Source organism: Mannheimia massilioguelmaensis (assembly GCF_000940515.1).
GTDB classification, from domain to species: Bacteria; Pseudomonadota; Gammaproteobacteria; order Enterobacterales; family Pasteurellaceae; genus Basfia; species Basfia bettyae.
Genome location: NZ_CDQL01000008.1, coordinates 14,915 through 34,225 on the forward strand (window position 1 = coordinate 14,915; position 19,311 = coordinate 34,225).

The 19,311-nt window shown below is 35.6% G+C and carries 16 protein-coding genes; 11 read left to right on the plus strand and 5 right to left on the minus strand.

What is annotated here, in order from left to right; genetic code table 11:
- Window positions 1-4: 4 nt before the first annotated feature.
- The 8 genes from mscK to BN1226_RS08565 all read left to right on the plus strand — a co-directional run bounded on the left by mscK (window position 5) and on the right by BN1226_RS08565 (window position 10,720).
- A complete protein-coding gene (gene mscK / locus BN1226_RS08530; protein WP_044470833.1) occupies window positions 5-3,367 on the plus strand; it encodes a mechanosensitive channel MscK in 3,363 nt (1,120 codons plus the stop codon).
- Between the two features lie 23 nt (window positions 3,368-3,390).
- Window positions 3,391-4,470 carry a chorismate synthase gene (aroC, locus tag BN1226_RS08535; protein WP_044470834.1) on the plus strand — a complete coding sequence of 360 codons (1,080 nt, stop codon included), beginning with the start codon at window positions 3,391-3,393 and terminating at the stop codon, window positions 4,468-4,470.
- 55 nt (window positions 4,471-4,525) lie between these two features.
- Window positions 4,526-5,389 (plus strand): penicillin-insensitive murein endopeptidase, encoded by an 864-nt coding sequence (mepA, locus tag BN1226_RS08540; protein ID WP_044470835.1) that lies wholly within the window; start codon window positions 4,526-4,528, stop codon window positions 5,387-5,389.
- A gap of 40 nt (window positions 5,390-5,429) precedes the next feature.
- Window positions 5,430-6,176, plus strand: a complete 747-nt coding sequence (locus BN1226_RS08545; RefSeq protein ID WP_420835362.1) for a TSUP family transporter — start codon at window positions 5,430-5,432, stop codon at window positions 6,174-6,176.
- Between the two features lie 9 nt (window positions 6,177-6,185).
- A complete protein-coding gene (gene lpxM / locus BN1226_RS08550) occupies window positions 6,186-7,136 on the plus strand; it encodes a lauroyl-Kdo(2)-lipid IV(A) myristoyltransferase (protein ID WP_044470837.1) in 951 nt (316 codons plus the stop codon).
- Between the two features lie 101 nt (window positions 7,137-7,237).
- Window positions 7,238-7,780 carry an adenine phosphoribosyltransferase gene (gene apt, locus BN1226_RS08555; protein ID WP_044470838.1) on the plus strand — a complete coding sequence of 181 codons (543 nt, stop codon included), beginning with the start codon at window positions 7,238-7,240 and terminating at the stop codon, window positions 7,778-7,780.
- Window positions 7,781-7,804: 24 nt separating this feature from the next.
- Window positions 7,805-9,847, plus strand: a complete 2,043-nt coding sequence (dnaX, locus tag BN1226_RS08560; protein WP_044470839.1) for a DNA polymerase III subunit gamma/tau — start codon at window positions 7,805-7,807, stop codon at window positions 9,845-9,847.
- Window positions 9,848-9,862: 15 nt separating this feature from the next.
- Entirely contained in the window at window positions 9,863-10,720 is an 858-nt protein-coding gene (locus BN1226_RS08565; protein WP_044470840.1) for an endonuclease/exonuclease/phosphatase family protein, read from the plus strand.
- Window positions 10,721-10,776: 56 nt separating this feature from the next.
- Here BN1226_RS08565 and BN1226_RS08570 read toward each other — a convergent pair whose 3' ends face one another.
- On the minus strand, window positions 10,777-11,127 hold the full coding sequence (locus tag BN1226_RS08570) for a RidA family protein (protein WP_044470841.1): 351 nt from the start codon (window positions 11,125-11,127) through the stop codon (window positions 10,777-10,779).
- A 79-nt stretch (window positions 11,128-11,206) separates the two neighbouring features.
- On the opposite strand from BN1226_RS08570, the gene BN1226_RS08575 reads away from it, so the two are divergent.
- Together BN1226_RS08575 and BN1226_RS08580 are read left to right on the plus strand one after the other, a co-directional pair.
- On the plus strand, window positions 11,207-11,923 hold the full coding sequence (locus tag BN1226_RS08575) for a YwiC-like family protein (protein ID WP_044470842.1): 717 nt from the start codon (window positions 11,207-11,209) through the stop codon (window positions 11,921-11,923).
- 7 nt (window positions 11,924-11,930) lie between these two features.
- Entirely contained in the window at window positions 11,931-12,629 is a 699-nt protein-coding gene (locus BN1226_RS08580) for a tetratricopeptide repeat protein (RefSeq protein WP_044470843.1), read from the plus strand.
- A 61-nt stretch (window positions 12,630-12,690) separates the two neighbouring features.
- Here BN1226_RS08580 and BN1226_RS08585 read toward each other — a convergent pair whose 3' ends face one another.
- Together BN1226_RS08585 and cuyB are read right to left on the minus strand one after the other, a co-directional pair.
- Entirely contained in the window at window positions 12,691-13,998 is a 1,308-nt protein-coding gene (locus BN1226_RS08585; protein ID WP_005760124.1) for an anaerobic C4-dicarboxylate transporter, read from the minus strand.
- A gap of 36 nt (window positions 13,999-14,034) precedes the next feature.
- On the minus strand, window positions 14,035-14,727 hold the full coding sequence (gene cuyB / locus BN1226_RS08590) for a cysteate racemase (protein WP_005760132.1): 693 nt from the start codon (window positions 14,725-14,727) through the stop codon (window positions 14,035-14,037).
- Window positions 14,728-14,955: 228 nt separating this feature from the next.
- Here cuyB and hypT point away from each other — a divergent pair, with 228 nt between their 5' ends.
- A complete protein-coding gene (gene hypT, locus BN1226_RS08595) occupies window positions 14,956-15,861 on the plus strand; it encodes a hypochlorite stress DNA-binding transcriptional regulator HypT (protein ID WP_005760148.1) in 906 nt (301 codons plus the stop codon).
- Window positions 15,862-15,912: 51 nt separating this feature from the next.
- Here hypT and parC read toward each other — a convergent pair whose 3' ends face one another.
- A complete protein-coding gene (gene parC / locus BN1226_RS08600; RefSeq protein WP_044470844.1) occupies window positions 15,913-18,168 on the minus strand; it encodes a DNA topoisomerase IV subunit A in 2,256 nt (751 codons plus the stop codon).
- Between the two features lie 47 nt (window positions 18,169-18,215).
- Window positions 18,216-19,307: a copper-containing nitrite reductase gene (gene nirK, locus BN1226_RS08605; protein WP_044470845.1), complete on the minus strand. Its 1,092-nt coding sequence runs from the start codon at window positions 19,305-19,307 to the stop codon at window positions 18,216-18,218.
- Window positions 19,308-19,311 lie beyond the last annotated feature (4 nt).

Sequence of the window (19,311 nt, forward strand, 5' to 3'; positions counted from 1 at the left end):
ATCCATGTTAAAACATTCTCGTTCCTTTTTGTTTAGTATTGGCTTATTGCTTGCTTTTGTAAGCAATGCTTTTGCCCTTGAGCTTCCCACTGAAAAGTCATTACAATCACAAATAGATACCTTACAAAAAGAAGAGCAGACTGAAACGGTTAAGAGTACTCTGCAAAATTTGCAAGATACGCAAAATTTGTTAACTCAGCTTACTAAGCAAAAAGCAGATACCGATCAGTTACGTAAAGATATTGATAATTCAGCAAAATCTTTAGCTGAAAGTAAAAGTAATATTGAAAAATTAACTGCACAAGAGAAAACTTCTGAGCAGTTAAAAGCTGAATTTTCAAAATTAAGTACATCAGTATTACAAGCTAAAAGTGTCGATACATTAAATGAGTTGCAAAGCTTGCAAACGCAATTGACTTCACTAAATGCAAATTTATCTAGTCAAAAGACTGCACCAGAACGTACTCAAGCAGCATTGGCAGAAAATTTAAAAAATATTCAAACGATTAATGAAAAATTGTCTGATGCAAATCTTGATAACACCTTACGTACTAAATTAATCACTGAACAAGCATTAGCCGAAGCGAAAAATGCATATAATCAAGTTTTGCTATCAGGAAATGAGGCGCTTACTGCATTATATACTAGCCAAGTCAACGAAAAGAATTTAGCTCAGCAGCAACTCCAGCTTGAATTAACAGCATTACAGGATGCTATCAACGAGAAAAATTTACAGCAATCTCAACAGCAAGCAGAGAAAGCGGCGGAGTCTCAACAAAAAAATGTCACTACAGATACGAATCCTGTCATAGTACATGAATTAGAACTTAATACGATTGTAACTAAAGAGCTTTTAGAACAAACCAGTAAATATAATGAATTATCGCAAGATAATTTACGTATTAAAGGCATTTTAGATAACTTACAGCAAACTCAACATAATATTGAAGAACAGATCAGTGCTTTACAAGGGACATTGGTACTTTCACGTATTATCAATAAGCAAAAACAAGCTTTACCACAAGACTCAATGATTAAAGGGTTGTCAAAACAAATTGCTGATCTTCGTGTAAGAATTTTTGATGTGACGGAGTTTAAAAACAATTCAGGAAATACGGAAACCTATATTGCAAATCTTGAAAAATCAGAGAAGGTCACATTCACTAACAGTGAGAAAAAACAATTACAAGAGATTTTGTTGAGCCGTGAGAAATCGCTCACTGATCTGTTAAAACAGTTAAATAGCCAGTTAAATGTATCAATTAATTTGGAATTAAATCAACAACAAGTACAAACTATTAGTGATACTTTACAGGAAAAATTAAAACAGCAAAGCTTTTGGGTGAAAAGCAATAATAATATTGATTTAAAATGGTTTTCAGAAGCACCGCTACTAATTAAATTTCAATTGAGAGAAATTGGCAAAATTTTTGATTTTTCCAATTGGAAAGACAATCTTGCCCCAGCCATGTCTTGGATTTTATTATTAGTCGTCTTAACTATGCTTATTCTTAGAAAGAAAAATGCAATTAAGCAACGATTAAATCATATTAATAATAAAATTAAATCCATTGGTACTGATAATCATTGGAATACACCGTTGGCAATTTTTTGGACATTAATTTTATGTCTGCCAAGTACATTTATGTTTTTGGCTGTATTTATCTTTGTTACCTATATTTGTTTTCAAGATCCTGCCCCAGCATGGCCTTGGGGATTGAAGATGTCCTTTTATTGGTTATATTTTGCCTTTTTGTTAGCGATGTTGCGTCCAAATGGAATTGCCTATAGTCATTTTGGAATGCCGAAACAAAGTAATGAAACCTTCCGTAATATTCTAAAACGTTCAGTATGGGTCATTGCATTAATGTTGAATACCTCTATTTTCACCAATTTGGATATGGGGGTAACTTACGATGTCATTGGTCAGGTGATGACAATTATTATGTTAGTGGTCACCATCTTTATTGTTGCACCAGCATTTAGAAAAGCGATTTCCGATTACCAAAAAGAAACAAAAGAAGAAAAGAAAAGCGCTGCGGTTTATTCTCTTTATGCCGTCCGAGCGATTTTGTTATTAGCACCGATTATTTTAATTGTGCTGATTGCTTGTGGTTATTACTATACGGGATTAGTGATTATTGAACATTTAGTAGCAACCTATTTTGCTGCTATGAGTTGGGTTATTTTCCGCAACATTGTCAGACGTGGATTTGCTGTGACTGCTCGTCGTTTGGCAGCAAAACGTTTACAAGAAAAACGAGAACAAGCAAGATTACGTGCTGAAGCAAATGAAAATGCGGAGTCTGATGGTGGAGAAGTCGCACTAGAAGTTAAAGAGGAAACCTTAGCAGTCAGTGAAGTTAAACACCAAATTTCCAAAATTACGGATTTCTTATTATGGTTTGTATTATTTGGCTTGATGTATTGGGTTTGGTCGGATCTCGTCACTGTAGCCTATTATCTTGATGGTGTAACGTTATGGAAACAATCGGTAGTTACTGAAACTGGTACGGTTATGGAATCCGTGACATTATTTAATTTACTGATTGCAGTTTTAGTCCTTTTTGCAACTTATGTCTTAATTCGCAATATTGGCGGGTTACTTGAAGTTTTTGTTTTTTCCAATTTGGAATTATCGCAAGGTACTCCATATACCATCACCACATTATTGACCTATATTATTATTGCATTAGGTGCAAGCCTAGCCTTCGGCACTTTAGGAATGTCTTGGTCGAAATTACAATGGTTATTTGCCGCACTTTCTGTGGGGTTAGGCTTTGGTATGCAAGAGATTTTTGCTAATTTTGTATCAGGGATTATTATTTTATTTGAACGTCCAGTACGTATTGGCGATCAGATTACTATTGGCGAATTTACAGGAACCGTATCAAGAATTAAGATTCGTGCCACAACTTTAATTGATTATGATAAGAAAGAAATTATTGTTCCTAATAAAGCTTTTGTGACTGAGCGTATTGTTAACTGGGCATTGACCACTTCTGTGACAAGAGTGGTGATTTCAGTCGGTGTGGCTTATGGATCAGATCTTGAATTAGTTCGTAATTTATTATTACAAGCAGCTGAAGAAAACGACAAGGTATTGAAAGAGCCTAAAGCGTTACAACCTATGGCATATTTTTTAACTTTTGGTGCAAGTACGCTAGATCATGAATTACGTGTTTATGTGGGCGATTTGATTGATCGTACGAGAACCCTTGATGCCTTAAATAGACGTATTCATGAATTATTTGCAGAACATAATATTGAAATCGCATTTAACCAATTAGATGTGTTTATTAAAAATCAAGAGACCAATGAAGAAGTGAAAGTTGGATCTGAAAAATTTCCCTTAAAAAATCTATAATCTTATAAAAAAAGGAACACAACATGGCAGGAAATAGTATTGGTCAATTATTTAGAGTCACAACATTTGGTGAATCTCATGGCGTAGCATTAGGTTGCATTGTTGATGGTGTGCCACCAGGATTAGCAATTTCAGAGGCAGATATTCAACTCGAGTTAGATCGCCGTAAACCTGGAACGTCGCATTATACTACAGCTCGCCGTGAGGCTGATGAAATTCAAATTTTATCAGGTGTTTTTGAAGGCAAAACTACGGGTACTAGCATTGGAATGATCATCAAAAATGCTGATCAACGTTCCAACGATTATAAGGATATTATGAATAAATTCCGCCCTGGACATGCGGATTATACTTATCAGCAGAAATATGGTCTTAGAGATTATCGTGGTGGTGGTCGTTCATCAGCTCGTGAAACCGCTATGCGCGTGGCTGCTGGGGCAATTGCAAAAAAATATTTACGTGACAATTTTGCTATTGAAGTCCGTGGCTTTTTATCACAAATAGGTCCGATTAAAATTGAAAAACAGGATCTCACTAAGATTGATTGGGAACAAGTAAATAACAATCCATTTTTTTGCCCTGATCAAAGTGCGGTAGAAAAATTCGAAAATTTAATTCGTGAGCTTAAAAAAGAAGGCAATTCTATTGGTGCTAAGCTAACGGTGGTGGCAGAAAATGTGCCTGTAGGCTTAGGTGAACCTGTATTCGATCGTTTAGATGCTGAACTTGCCTATGCATTAATGGGCATTAATGCGGTAAAAGCTGTAGAAATCGGTGATGGTTTTGATGTGGTTGAGCAAAAAGGCACAGAGCATCGTGATGAAATGATTCCTGGAGGATTTTTATCAAATCATGCAGGCGGTATTCTTGGTGGAATTAGTAACGGTCAACCGATTATTGCCACAATCGCGTTAAAACCCACCTCAAGTATTACTATCCCTGGTAGAACTGTGAATTTAAATAATGAGCCAGTCGAGCTGATCACTAAAGGTCGTCATGATCCTTGTGTCGGCATTCGAGCTGTAGCTATTGCGGAAGCTATGGTGGCGATTGTATTATTAGACCACCTTCTTAGACATAAAGGACAATGTGGCTTAAAATAAACAAACTAGCAAAAAGTGCGGTTATTTTCCGCATATTTATAGATGCCAATAAATCATGAATAGATATATAAAAATTTTCTGTTTTTTGACCGCACTAATTGGCTTAGTGAGCTCAATACAGGCGACGCCACAAGATTGGCAAAATATCAAACGTCCGATTCCAACTAATGATGGTAAGCCCCAACCTATAGGTTCTTACAGTAATGGTTGCATTTTAGGTGCAGTACCAATGCCAGCAAAAGGTGAAGGTTTCCAAGTGATTCGAATGAATAAAAATCGTTTCTATGGACACCCTGATATGATTAGCTATTTAGAACGATTAGGTAAAAAAGTAAAACAAGCAGGTTTACCAACCATGTTAATTGGCGATATTGCTATGCCTGGTGGGGGGCGGTTTCTAACGGGGCATGCGAGTCATCAAATGGGCTTAGATGCGGATATTTGGTTACGAATGGGGAGTTTATCTGATAATGATGCTCAAAATTCAGATGGTAAAGGATTACTTGTGGTTAATCCAGCCACTCAGCGAGTAGATGAGCATATCTGGAATGTTAACCATTTTAATTTAATCAAGTTAGCTGCTCAGGATAATAATGTTGCGCGTATTTTTGTGAACCCAGCAATTAAAGTTAAACTTTGCCAGACTGAGCATGGTGATCGCAGATGGTTAAGAAAGATTCGTCCTTGGTACGGGCATGATTCCCATTTCCATGTGCGTATTCTGTGCCCTCAGGGAGCGAGTTATTGTGAAAATCAAGATCCTGTTCCTTTAGGCGATGGTTGTGGTGCTGAACTATATTCATGGTTTGAACCGAAACAGCCATCAACTACTACACCGAAAAAGAAAGTTCTGCCGCCAGAGCCTTTCTTATGTCAGCAAGTATTAAATTCACCAAATCGTAGTGAATGGGTAGATTAATTCATTGTTAAAAGGAATCAGCGTGGATATTACCGTTGAAATGTTAAGTATTTTATTTATTGTTGCAATGCTAGCTGGATTTATTGATGCCATTGCTGGTGGAGGTGGATTAATTACGATTCCAGCCTTATTAATGACAGGTATGCCACCAACCTTAGCATTAGGGACTAATAAACTACAAGGTTGTGGTGGTTCCCTATCTGCGAGTTTGTATTTTCTATTCCATAAGACCGTCAATTTAAAAAATATTTGGTTAATAGTGTTAATGAGCTTTATGGGATCAGTTTTTGGTGCTATTGCAGTACAACAAATTGATAGTAGTATGATTAAAAAATTGATTCCTTTTCTTGTTTTTGCCATAGGCATATATTTTCTTTTAATGCCCAAATTAGGCAATGAAGATCGTGAACAACGAGTTTCTTACCTATTATTTGCATTTTTTGCTTCTTTTCCTATCGGTTTTTATGATGGCTTTTTTGGACCTGGTGCAGGTTCGTTATTTAGTGTGGCAGCAATTATGCTACTAGGCTTTAATATTGCTAAAGCAACCGCACATGCTAAGGTTATGAATTTTGCCTCGAATATAGGATCTTTCCTCTTTTTTCTATTAGGTGGACAAATATTGTGGTCTGTAGGCTTAATTATGATGGTTGGACAATTCATCGGAGCTAATTTAGGCGCGAAAGTTGTGCTTTCAAAAGGAAAACAAATTATTAGACCTATGGTTGTTATTATGTCATTTATCATGACGGCTAAAATGGCTTATGATCAAGGTTGGTTTAGTTAAGAGTGTTGTATGTCAGAACAAAATAAACGATTAACAGCAAGAGTGGGGTATGAACCTGCATTTTCTTGGTCTTACTTAATGCCAAAATATTGGGGAATTTGGCTTGGAATATTTGCCTTGTTGATCCTTGCGTATATTCCTTTTCGATTAAGAGATAAAATGGCTGCAAAACTTGGTGTTTTCATTGGGCGTAAGGCTAAAAAACCTCGTCATAAAGCACGTGTAAATTTGCAATATTGTTTCCCTCAATGGACGGAAGAACAGCGTGAAAAAGTGATTGATAAGATGTTTGTTACGGTCACTCAAGTGATGTTAGGGATTGGCGAGATTGCTATTCGTTCTAAAGCACATTTACAAAGTCGTAGTATATTTTGGGGAATTGAACATATTAAACAAGCTAAGGCACAGGGATATAATATTATTCTGATGGTGCCTCATGGCTGGGCAATTGATGCTTCAGGAATTATTTTACATACTCATGGTCTGCCGATGACATCCATGTATAATCCTCATCGTAATCCATTAGTAGATTGGTTATGGACAATTACTCGTCAGCGTTTTGGTGGTAAAATGCATGCTCGCCAGAATGGCATTAAACCTTTTTTAAATATGATTCGCAAAGGCGATATGGGATATTATCTGCCTGATGAGGATTATGGTGCAGAAGCCAGTGAATTTGTGGATTTTTTTGCGACTTATAAAGCTACTTTGCCAGGATTGAATAAAATGGCAAAATTAGCTAAAGCGGTAGTTATTCCCATGTTTCCACGCTATAACGCAGATACTGGGCTTTATGAAATGGAAATTCATCCCGCGATGGAATTAAGTGAAGATCCTGTTCAGTCTGCACGTGCAATGAACAAGGAAATTGAAAGTTTTGTTACACCAACCCCAGAACAGTATGTTTGGGTCTTACGTTTACTTAAAACTCGTAAAGATGGTCAAGATATTTACGATTAATTGATCTAGATGACTTGCAATCTAAATTAATTTACTTTAAATTCACCCCCTTGATTTTTAATAAAAAAGGTCAGATTTTAGACCGCACTTTAGGCAATACAATGAACGAAAAATTACAACTTATTAAGTCTTCTATTAAATCCATTCCTAATCATCCGAAAGAGGGGATTATTTTCCGTGATATTACAAGCTTAGTTGAAACTCCAGAAGCATTTTCCACTGTAGTTCAATTATTGGTAGAACATTTTAAAAATAAAGGTATTACTAAAGTGGCAGGAACGGAATCTAGAGGTTTTATTTTTGGTGCTCCAGTGGCTTTAGGATTAAATTTACCTTTTATTTTAGTGCGTAAACCTGGTAAATTACCTCGTAAAACAATTTCACAAACGTACCAATTAGAATATGGTCAAGATACTCTAGAAATGCATGAAGATGCCGTTTCTGAAGGAGACAATGTCCTAATTATTGATGATTTATTAGCAACAGGCGGAACCGTTGAAGCAACGATTAAACTGATTGAACGCTTAGGCGGTACAGTAAAACATGCTGCATTTGTTATTAGTCTTCCAGAGTTAGGCGGTGGAGAGCGTTTACGTAAGTTAGGCGTTGAACCTTATACGTTAGTGGATTTTGAAGGTCACTAAATTATAGTTAATAAGAGATAAGCAATGAGTTATCAAGTTCTAGCAAGAAAATGGCGGCCAAAAACCTTTTCCGAAGTTGTCGGTCAAGAGCATATTTTGACTGCACTTTCTAATGGATTAAAAGAAAATCGCTTACATCATGCTTATCTCTTTTCTGGCACTCGTGGCGTAGGAAAAACCTCTATTGCCCGTTTATTTGCGAAAGGACTTAACTGTGTCAATGGTGTAACAGCGGAACCCTGTGGTGTTTGTGAACATTGCAAAGCCATTGAAGAAGGCAATTTTATTGATCTGATCGAAATTGATGCTGCATCTCGTACCAAGGTAGAAGATACTCGAGAATTATTGGATAATGTACAGTATAAGCCTGTTCAAGGTCGCTATAAGGTTTATTTGATTGATGAAGTTCATATGCTTTCTCGTCATTCTTTTAATGCTTTATTGAAGACATTAGAAGAACCGCCTGAATATGTGAAATTCTTACTTGCAACAACCGATCCACAAAAATTACCAGTGACGATTTTGTCTCGTTGCATGCAGTTCCATTTGAAAGCTTTAGAGCAACAACAAATTGCTCTGCATTTAGAATACATTCTTGAACAAGAACAAATTCCTTATGAAACCACCGCACTTGATAAGCTCGCAAAAGCTGCACAGGGAAGTATTCGTGATGCACTCAGTTTAACTGACCAAGCTATTGCTATGTCAAATGGTAACATTACATTGGATATTGTGCGTACCATGCTTGGCTTATTAGATGACAATCAACCGATTGAAGTGGTTTATGCCTTACAACAAGGTAATGGCGAAAACTTAATGAAAGTGATTCAATCCGTTGCTGATAAGGGTGGGGATTGGGAGCAATTATTGATTGAAGTTAGTGATGTATTACATCAAATTGCTATGCAACAATTGTTGTTAGCTAATAATAATGAGGAATCACAAATTGCTTTCTTAGCCAAACATATTTCCCCTGAAGATGTGCAGTTTTTTTATCAAATTGTAGTGAATGGACGTAAAGAATTAGCATTTGCCCCTAATCCTCGAGTTGGGGTAGAAATGACCTTATTACGTGCTTTAGCATTTCACCCTAAATTAATTAAATCTCAGCCAGTTGAAATTGCTAACCAGTTTGAACAAAGTGCGGTTAGAAAATCAGAAAAATTAGTTGATATGCCTGTCGTCTCTCAATCTATCAAGGCTCAATATCAAACCGCTTCACAATCACCAGTAGAACCTCAAACAGCACCTGCTCAAGCAACAGGTTCCGCTGCCATGAATGCCTTAGCTCAACTTCAAAAGTTACGTTCTCAGGCTTCTGAGAATAACGAAAAAAAAAACACTAGCGTAGCTGTAACCACTTTAAGTTCAAATTCTGAAGAAATTTCTCAAAATGTTACCGCACTTCCAGTGGTATCTCATAAATTAAAAAAACAAACAGATCTATTAGATCGTTTAGTGAGCCTTTCTAATCCTAAAACAGAAGATAAACCAGAATTAGAAGAGCCTGTGGAACCCAGTGAAGATGAGGAAACAAATTTAGCGGAAACTTATCGTTGGGAATGGTCGAATCCTGAATTGGCACAAGATAATACGGGTATTAGACCCTCTGATATCAAGCAAGCCATTTTACAAGAGAAAACCCCAGAAGTGATAGCAAAAGTAATTGCTATGGCTGAAACTCGTGATGAGTGGGGTAAAACCATTAGTCAACTAAACCTTGATAGTATTAAACTGGTTAAGCAAATTGCATTAAATTCAGTATTGCTAGAAAAAACCGATAATACAATTAAATTAGGTTTACGTTCTGCACAGAAACATTTGATTACTGAAAAATCGGTTGAGATTTTACAGCAAACATTAACCACATTTTATGCTTGCCCAATTTCTTTGACTATTGATTTTTGTGATGATGAAAGTCTATTAACACCTTTAGATTATCGTCGTCAGATTTATCATGAGCTAAGCGAGCAAGCTAAACAAAATTTATTAAAAGATAAGAAAATTAAGCTGTTACAAGATATCTTTGATGCTAAGTTAGATATGGATAGTATTCGTCCAGTATAATAAACAGGTTAAGTTATGCGTAAATTCTCTTCTATTTTATTGGTTATTGGTGCGCTTTTACTATTTATCGGTGGGTATTGTTTTTATAGCATAAAAATTTTTGATGCACCGAAAATGACTTTTTCAACTGCTCAGCACACAGCATTTTCCACTTATCATGATCAATGTATATCAGTTAATGATGATAAATTACCGTTAACGCAGAAAAAATTTAAGTTATTAGTTTGGAATGTGCATAAAGGCGAGGATGCAGGCTGGAAAAACGTCATTCAAAATTATGCGGATGTTGCTGATTTTTTTTTCTTACAAGAAGTTTCAACAAAACAAAATCTCGCACAAATACTTTATGATAAATTTCCAATTTCGCTTTATGTAAGTGCCTTCTCTTATTTAAATAATGAATCTGGCGTCAATATCTTGTCTAAAAAAATGCCTAATATCGTTTGTGCAAAATCAGAAAAAGAACCTTGGATTATTATTCCTAAAGTAGGAAGTGCGATGCTATTTCCATTAATTAATGGAGAATCATTGTTGTTGGTTAATTTGCATTTAGTTAACTTTGAACTTCAGCCCACTAATTACCGAGCCCAACTTGAAAATATTATGCAATTAGTTTCTAAGCATAAAGGCCCTATCATTTTAGCGGGTGATTTTAATACGTGGAATCAAGGGCGTTTAGATTTACTCAATAAATTATCCTATCAACATGGCTTACAAGAAGTTGATTATGAAAAAGATGTACGTTTACGTTTTATGGGCAATCCATTAGATCATGTTTTTGTTAGAGGCGTAAAAGTTTTACAAAGTACCAGTTTTGAAACGACGAGTTCCGATCATAATCCTATTGTGCTTGATGTAGAGTTAGAAAATTAAAGGATTTTAGATAAAGTTACTCTAAAATCCTAAATTTTTTTAAAATTGACCGCACTTTATATCGCTGCGGTAATGACAATTTCTACTTTCCAATTGGTATCCGCAAGTTTAGCTTGTACGGTTGCTCTGCAAGGAGGATGACTATCAACCCATTCATCCCAAGCTTGATTCATTTGTGCATAGTCAGCCATATCTGCAAGAAATATTTGGGCGTTTAAAATACGGCTTTTATGTGAATGAATTTCAGCCAGTAGCTGATCAATTTGTCGTAAAACTTCTTTAGTTTGTTCATAAGCATTATCATGAATAGCTTGTTCAGGCACTTGTCCTGAGAAGTAAGCTACACCATTATGGGTTATCACTTCGCTGTAGCGTTTGCTCACATGTAAATATTGAATAGAACTCATTTTCTTTTCCTTTTTTTCATCTTTAGGTTAGAGTATTATACCAACCCATTTAGATTTATTTAATTATAAACGGATTTATATGAAATTACTCATTTCCAATCAACACGGCGCAATAGTGATGGCTTTAATGCCATTTATCTATGGTATGTTATTGTCAACACCGATTTGGCAACATGGATTTTTATTATTAGCATGGTTTTCACTTTATTTAATGACTTATCCATTTTTGAATCTTTTTAAAGGACGTAATTTGGAACTATATAAAAAATGGACGGTCATTTATTTTAGTGCGGTCATTATTTTTGCTATTCCTGCGGTGTTGCATAATTGGCGTATTTTGTACTTTGCAATAGCAATTATTTTACTATCTCCTATTAGTATTTATTATGTGAAGCGAAAAGATGAACGCTCTTTATTAAATGATTTTAATGGAATTCTTATTTTTGCAATTGCGGGTATGTGTAGTTATTATTTTGCCAATTCAGATTGGAATGAAAAAATTTACTGGATAGCAACTTATCCAAGTCTCTTTTTTATTGGTACAACATTTTATGTAAAGTCCATGATGAGGGAACGTAAAAATCCAGTTTATTTAAGAATTTCCATTATTTTTCATCTCGCTTGTATTGTGATGTTTGCTTGTATGCAACAATATCTTTTAGCACTCGCATTTATTGTTCCATTTATTCGTGCTATTTGGTTACCACATAAAAAATTATCAATAAAACAAGTGGGACTAATTGAAATGGCGGTGTCATTGTTTTTCTTCATTATGTTGCTATGTGCAACCCTGTAGAGTTGATATGAAATTAAAGTATAAGTTATGTATTGCATTATTATTTGCCAGTATTTCTACTCAGTTATTAGCGGTAGAGGAAGTTTCAAGCAATTTAGTTAAGCCTTCTAATGTAATCAATCACCTTTCAGAAAGGTTGACAGATGAGCAGATTCAAGATCAGGCACAAATAGCTGCGGATAAAGGCGATTGGAAGCAGGTATATGAATTATTGTTACCATTAGCTCAGAAAGGTAATGCGATTGCTCAAGTTAACTTAGGCATCATGTATTTTTCTGGTCGTTATGTAGAAAAAGATCTTTATCAAGCCTATTGGTGGTTTAACGAGGCAGGCGCACAGGGTAGTGCTAAAGCAATTACTTATATTGGGTTAATGTATCTTGATGGCGCAGGAGTAAAAAAAGATATTAAGCATGCTATTAAGATTTTAGAACAAGCAGGTAAAGTAAATTATCCTAGTGCTATGTTAGCTTTAGGAAATGCTTATTATATGCAAAAGGATTTGCATGCTTCTTTCTTATGGTTTGAACGTGCAGCAATGAAAGGGGTGAGTGAAGCACAGTTTAAATTAGGTATGATGTACGAAAAAGGGGAAGGTACGGTAAAAAATAAAAAACAAGCAATTTATTGGTATCAAACGACATTAAAAGCGAATGATAAGATAGCAAGATACGCTCAGGAACGTTTATCTGCATTAGAAAATTAACTGTTGTAATAGATAAAAGCCGAACTGATAGTTCGGCCTTTTTATCTCATGAATATAAATTTTATGCAACAATCATTGGTGCAATAACAAAACCAAATCCCACTCCAGCTGCAACCCCAATTAAGGCTGGTAAGAAGAATGGATGATCAACGAGATATTTACCTGCTCGGGTTGATCCTGTGGTATCGATTTCCATAGCTGCCAAACTTGTAGGATAAGTAGGAAGAATAAAAATACCAGTTACTGCAATAAATGAAGCTAATACTGTCCAATTTGGAACGCCTAAAGCAACAGCTAAAGGAATAATTAATGGTGCAGTTGAACCTTGAGAATACAACAATGCGCAAGTTAAGAAAAGAACTGGTGCGAGTAATAATGGGTAAGCCGTCAATACATCACCAGCTGCCGCCTTGATTTCAGGTAAATGGTAGTCAACAAATGTTGTTCCTAAAGTTACAATACCAATAATAACCGCAACGGATGTCATACCTGAACGGAAAATAGAACTTGTTGTGATTGCATCAGGTTTAATTTTTCCAAATAATAACATTAAGCACGCTGATGCTAACATGACGATAATAATAAGATCTCGAGAACTTAATGATTTACCATTTTCATATACAGGTTTTAATCCTGGTACAGCGGCAATTAAAACGATCAAAATAGTTGCTAGTAAGAATATAATTACAGATAATTTTGAGCCACTTCCAAAGACAGTATCTTTTTTAGTTTCAGATTTTGTGACAAGCCCCGCTTGTAAGCGTTCTAAATAAATTTTATCGTCTTTTAATTCACAACCTTGTAAAGACGAAATGAATGCAGCCACCATAGAGGCAACAAATGAAACTGGAATACATACAGCCATGACTTGAAAGAACGTTACGCCATTATTTTCCATGACACTAACCATGGCTGCCATTGCAGCACTAAGTGGTGAGCCAGCAACAGCCATTTGTGATGAAACGACAGACGCTGCTAATGGTTTAGATGGACGAACGCCACTTTCTCGAGAAATTTCAGCAATAACAGGTAATGTAGAGAAAACGATGAATCCAGTTCCTGCCATGATTGTCATCAACCATGTAATTGCTGGGGCAATGAAGGTAATGTATTTTGGATTTTTCCGCATTAATTTTGCTGCATATTGAACAATTAAATCCATACCACCACAAGCCTGTAACGTTGCAGCAGAAAGAACAACCGTCATAATAATGAGAATAACATCAACAGGGATGCTTCCTACAGGAAGACCAAGACCTAATGTGAGAATAGCGAGTCCTAAACCACCCCATAGACCTATACCAATTCCCCCTGATCTCAATCCCATAAAAATGGCACCAAGTACCACAAATATTTCTACCCAAATCATAGATAACTCCTTTTTATTATTTTGTTTAGAAAAGCGTCACATTCTATACCAGTTTATAGCTGATTTCACTAGGCATAACGTAGAATCTACATATAATTCTGGCGAAATATTGATATCGGTCATTAAAATCATTGGAACTTCCGTACAGCCTAGAATAATAATTTCAGCCCCTTTCTTTATTAAGGCATCTTTTTGTTTCATCATAATTTCAGTTGATTCAGCAATTTTTCCTGCTTTATAAAGATAAATACTATGCATGACTTGTGTTTGGCTATCAGGATCTGGAGCAATATAATCCAAGTTAAACTCTTCAATTTTTTTCTTATATAACCCAGTTTCTAAAGTAGCATCTGTGGCAAGAATACCAATTCGCTTTTTACCTGTTGAAACAGCTGCATCAGCAGTACTTTCGATCATGCTGATCATTTCAACATTAACTTGTTTATGAATTTCATCAAACCAATTATGTGCAGTGTTACAGGCAATAATAATACAATTTGCCCCCGCACTTTCTAAACGTTTTGCTTGTTCTATGAGTATAGGGCCTGGATTTGCACCATTATGTAAAATACATGTGGTTCTATCAGGAATATCAGGAATAGAAGAAATTAAAAGAGGTATATGTTCTTGATCACAAGTTGCAGGGGTAAGCTGAATAAATTTTTGGAACATATCCATTGTTGCAGCAGGCCCCATTCCACCTAAAATACCAATGATTTTTTTGGCCATCGTTAGCACTCCTTTGTTTGATAATATTGCCATATGTTGTGCCTTTTATAGCGAATAGTTATGCAAAAAAGAAATGCAAAATTTCTTTATGTTATGCAAAAAAACGATTTAAATTCGAATAAATTATAATTTCCTATATAAAATCAAGTAATTGTATAATTACTTATAAAGAGTTATTATGCAAAAAACAACTTTATGTTGCAAAATATGCATTGAGTAGAGGTGAAAATGAATAATATTGAAACAAAATGGTTAGATGATTTTCTTACTTTAGAAGCCTATCGTAATTTTTCACAAGCTGCAGAAGCGAGAAATTTATCTCAATCAGCATTTAGTCGAAGAATATTAGCATTAGAAGAATCATTAGGGGTGAAATTATTTAATCGGTTGGTTACTCCTTTACAGCTTACAGAAGAAGGCAAGTTATTTCATTCTCAAGCTCGTAATATTTTGCGACAGTTACAACTAAATTTGGATGAATTATTAGGGCACCGAAGTAATTCTCCTAATATAAAATTTGCTGCGGCACATTCTTTATCTTTATCTATTATGCCTAAATTAATTCAAAAACTTTCATTACAAAGTGATAAGTTTATTTATTTAGTTGAATCTATTGATGTGGATGAAACGATCATTACCTTACTTGATGGAAAATGTGATTTTATTTTTTCCTTTTATGATGAAAAATTATTGCAAGAACCTTTTTTATACACTGAAATTTTGGAGTCAAAAATTTATCCTGTAACATTAAAGGATGCCTTTGGTAATCCATTATTTAGCTTAGATGATGCGCATTTACCTTTACTTAATTACACATTAGATTCTTATATGGGACGATTAGTCAATCGTAAGTTAGTGCAATATCCTCAATTAAATTTACAGACAAAATTTATTTCGTCGATGTCAGAGCTACTGAAAAATATGGTATTAAATGGGCAAGGTATTGCTTGGCTACCCGAATATTCAATTATTAATGAGCTAAAAGATGGGAAATTAATGATTTTGAATGATAAAGAGATGAGTATTCCTATAAAAGGTTATGTATATCGTATGAATACCCGATTAAATAGTTATGCAGAACAATTCTGGGAATTTCTAAAAGGAATGGAATCAATTAGAACAATGATAAAATAATCAATTATACGAATAAACCCTGCCGATATTAGGGACAGGGTTTATTGATATTTATATTGTAGTCTCAGGTTCAATAACCTCAATATCGACACCACTGTGTAAACCTCGAGGAAGCTGTGTACCTTTACGACCTCGTTCAGCTCGAAACTTTTGTAGCTCTTCAGGTTTTAAAGTGATTTTACGTTTACCAGAGTGAAAGATTAAACTTGCATTTTCAGAGATTAATAGAATTTTAACTAAGAAATCACTACGTTCTTTCGCTGCCGCCGCTGGAATAGTAATAATTTTATTTCCTTTACCTTTAGATAATGAAGGTAAATCTTTAACAGGGAAGATTAACATACGTCCTGCAGCAGTTAATGCGACTAATAATGCGTTCTCATCTTGAATTGTTTTCGGAGGTAAAACTTTCGCATTTTCAGGCAAACTAATTACTGCTTTACCCGCTTTATTACGCGCCACTAAATCTTCAAATTTACAAATAAAACCATAACCAGCATCAGATGCCATCAATAGCGCTTGGCTGTCATTTTCAATTAGAAGTTGTTCAATATTTGCCCCTGCTGGTAGGGTGAGCTTGCCTGTTAATGGCTCACCTTGTGAACGAGCAGATGGTAATGAAAGTGGATCTAGTGCATAACTACGACCAGTACTATCAATAAAAACCACAGGCTGGCTAGATTTACCATAAGCATGAGCAAGATATTTATCACCTGCTTTATAGCTTAAAGAGGTTGCATCAATATCATGACCTTTTGCACAACGCACCCAACCCATTTCAGAAAGAATGACGGTCACAGGTTCCGCAGGAATCATATCACTTTCAGAGATTGCTTTTGCTTGAGTACGTTCCACTATTGGGGAACGACGAGGACTTTCATAGATTTTTGCATCTTGCTGCATTTCTTTCTTAATTAAGCTATTTAAACGACGTTCAGAACCAAGGATTTGTTCCAAATAATGGCGCTCTTCCTCCAATTGAGTTTTTTCAGCTTGTAGTTCATGCTCTTCTAATTTAGCTAAGTGACGTAAACGTAAATTTAGAATAGCTTCCGCTTGTTCGTCACTTAAGTTAAAACGTGTCATTAAGACAGGTTTGGGTTCATCTTCATTACGAATAATATGAATGACTTCATCAATATTTAGATAAGCTATCATCAACCCTTCTAAAATATGTAAGCGGGAAAGTACCTTATCTAAACGATATTGTAAACGACGAGTGACTGTCGTACGACGGAATGTAAGCCATTCAGTTAGAATTTCTAGTAAATTTTTAACCGCAGGTTTACGATCTAAACCTAGCATGTTCATATTAACGCGGTAATTTTTTTCTAAATCTGTAGTGGCAAATAAATGAGCCATTAGTGAATCAGTATCTACACGATTAGAACGAGGCACTAATACGATCCGAACAGGATTTTCATGATCTGCTTCATCACGAATATCTTCTACCATAGGGAGTTTTTTCGCTGTCATTTGTTCTGCTATTTGCGCAATGACTTTTGATGGAGAAGATTGATGAGGTAGAGCAGTGATGATAATTTCACCTTCTTCTTTTTTCCAAACCGCACGCATTTTTATGGATCCACGACCATTTTCGTAGATCTTACGAATTTCATCTTTTGGTGAAATAATTTCTGCTTCAGTTGGGAAGTCTGGGCCTTGAACTACTGTAAGAATATCATCTAAAGTAGCTTTGGGATTATCTAATAACATTACTGCTGCATTAGCAATTTCATTAATGTTATGTGGTGGAATATCTGTCGCCATGCCTACAGCAATACCTGTTGTACCATTTAATAAAATATGTGGTAAGCGAGCAGGTAAGTATTGAGGTTCAGCAATCGTGCCGTCAAAGTTTGGTTGATAATCTACAGTACCTTGACCTAATTCTCCTAATAATAATTCAGAGAATTTAGATAAACGAGATTCTGTATAACGCATTGCCGCGAAGGATTTTGGATCATCAGGGGCTCCCCAGTTCCCTTGTCCATCTACTAATGGATAGCGATAAGAGAAAGGTTGAGCCATTAATACCATCGCTTCGTAACAGGCAGTGTCTCCATGAGGATGGAATTTACCTAATACATCCCCCACCGTACGAGCTGATTTTTTATATTTAGCCGCAGCATTTAAACCAAGTTCAGACATCGCATAGACAATACGTCGTTGAACAGGTTTTAATCCATCACCGATAAAAGGTAATGCACGGTCCATGATGACATACATTGAGTAATTTAAGTAGGCACTTTCAGTAAAAGTGCGGAGAGGCATTTGTTCAATACCTTCATAATTAATTTCAGACATAATGTTTATCTTTTATGCACAAAAGTGCGGTAATTTTTCTAAAAATTTTAATGACTATAACCCGTATCTACATCGGCATCTTTATTGGTTTCAGTATATTTTTCTGTTTTGATTTTGCCTTGGAAAACTTCAGGATTTTCTGGGCCTTCAACCATAAACATGCCTTTTGCGCCTTTCAAGGCTCTAAAAATTGAATGATCAATAAAAGGGTATTGCCCTGGAACATCAATTTTTAATTCCGCCATTAATGCACTGCCAGAAGGAATTAAGGCGGTTTGTACATGATGATTTTGTAGCGAGCCACCTTCCACATAAACAGTATCAAAGTTTTTACCAATTACATGGAATGAAGAAATTTTATTGGGTCCAGCATTTCCTAAATATAAACGGATCTTTTCACCAGTTTTGGTTTTTAGTGCATTGTCACCCATCATCGAATTTACTTTACCATTGAAGACCACATAATCAGGTAATTCATATTCAGCTTTATTCATATCAAAGATATAAATATCTTGTTTATTTTTCCCTTCTGAGAGATAGAGTTCACTTTGCATAATATAGAATTCTTTATCTACAGGGCTTAAACCATCTTTAGGTTCAACTAGCATTAAACCATACATTCCTTTACCAATATGTAATGCCACAGGATCTGCTCCACAATGATATAAATAAAGACCTGGAGTTAAGGCTTTAAAAGCAAAGGTAGTAGTTTCACCTGGGTTAGTTAAGCTCGCTTGAGCTCCACCTTCTGGTGCGGCAGAAGAATGAAAATCTAAGGCATGCGGCATGCGAGCATTAGCCGAGTTTGATAGGTGAACTTCTACTTGGTCACCTTCACGCACCCGAATAAATGGGCCAGGAACGCCGCCATTGAAGGTCCAGAATTTAGTTTTAACACCAGTAGCAATTTCATCTACTTTTTCTAATGCTGTTAAGTTAACCACCACACGAGCTGGTGTTTTACGTGTAATAGGTTTAGGGACATTTGGGGCAAAAGTCAATTCAGCGTTGACAATAGGTAATTCAGCTGAAAGTTCGGTTGTTTTTGCCGAAATTTTATTAGAATTTTCCTCTGCCAAAAGAGTATTTGAAAATACTAATGTACTACTTAATAAAAGTGCTAAAAATGTTTTTTTCATCATT

What these genes read in the sequence shown, in the direction of transcription:
- mscK (WP_044470833.1), top strand. Translation starts at nt 5, where the DNA reads ATGTTAAAACATTCTCGTTCCTTTTTGTTTAGTATTGGCTTATTGCTT.
- aroC (WP_044470834.1), top strand. Translation starts at nt 3,391, where the DNA reads ATGGCAGGAAATAGTATTGGTCAATTATTTAGAGTCACAACATTTGGT.
- mepA (WP_044470835.1), top strand. Translation starts at nt 4,526, where the DNA reads ATGAATAGATATATAAAAATTTTCTGTTTTTTGACCGCACTAATTGGC.
- BN1226_RS08545 (WP_420835362.1), top strand. Translation starts at nt 5,430, where the DNA reads ATGTTAAGTATTTTATTTATTGTTGCAATGCTAGCTGGATTTATTGAT.
- lpxM (WP_044470837.1), top strand. Translation starts at nt 6,186, where the DNA reads ATGTCAGAACAAAATAAACGATTAACAGCAAGAGTGGGGTATGAACCT.
- apt (WP_044470838.1), top strand. Translation starts at nt 7,238, where the DNA reads ATGAACGAAAAATTACAACTTATTAAGTCTTCTATTAAATCCATTCCT.
- dnaX (WP_044470839.1), top strand. Translation starts at nt 7,805, where the DNA reads ATGAGTTATCAAGTTCTAGCAAGAAAATGGCGGCCAAAAACCTTTTCC.
- BN1226_RS08565 (WP_044470840.1), top strand. Translation starts at nt 9,863, where the DNA reads ATGCGTAAATTCTCTTCTATTTTATTGGTTATTGGTGCGCTTTTACTA.
- BN1226_RS08570 (WP_044470841.1), bottom strand. Translation starts at nt 11,127, where the DNA reads ATGAGTTCTATTCAATATTTACATGTGAGCAAACGCTACAGCGAAGTG.
- BN1226_RS08575 (WP_044470842.1), top strand. Translation starts at nt 11,207, where the DNA reads ATGAAATTACTCATTTCCAATCAACACGGCGCAATAGTGATGGCTTTA.
- BN1226_RS08580 (WP_044470843.1), top strand. Translation starts at nt 11,931, where the DNA reads ATGAAATTAAAGTATAAGTTATGTATTGCATTATTATTTGCCAGTATT.
- BN1226_RS08585 (WP_005760124.1), bottom strand. Translation starts at nt 13,998, where the DNA reads ATGATTTGGGTAGAAATATTTGTGGTACTTGGTGCCATTTTTATGGGA.
- cuyB (WP_005760132.1), bottom strand. Translation starts at nt 14,727, where the DNA reads ATGGCCAAAAAAATCATTGGTATTTTAGGTGGAATGGGGCCTGCTGCA.
- hypT (WP_005760148.1), top strand. Translation starts at nt 14,956, where the DNA reads ATGAATAATATTGAAACAAAATGGTTAGATGATTTTCTTACTTTAGAA.
- parC (WP_044470844.1), bottom strand. Translation starts at nt 18,168, where the DNA reads ATGTCTGAAATTAATTATGAAGGTATTGAACAAATGCCTCTCCGCACT.
- nirK (WP_044470845.1), bottom strand. Translation starts at nt 19,307, where the DNA reads ATGAAAAAAACATTTTTAGCACTTTTATTAAGTAGTACATTAGTATTT.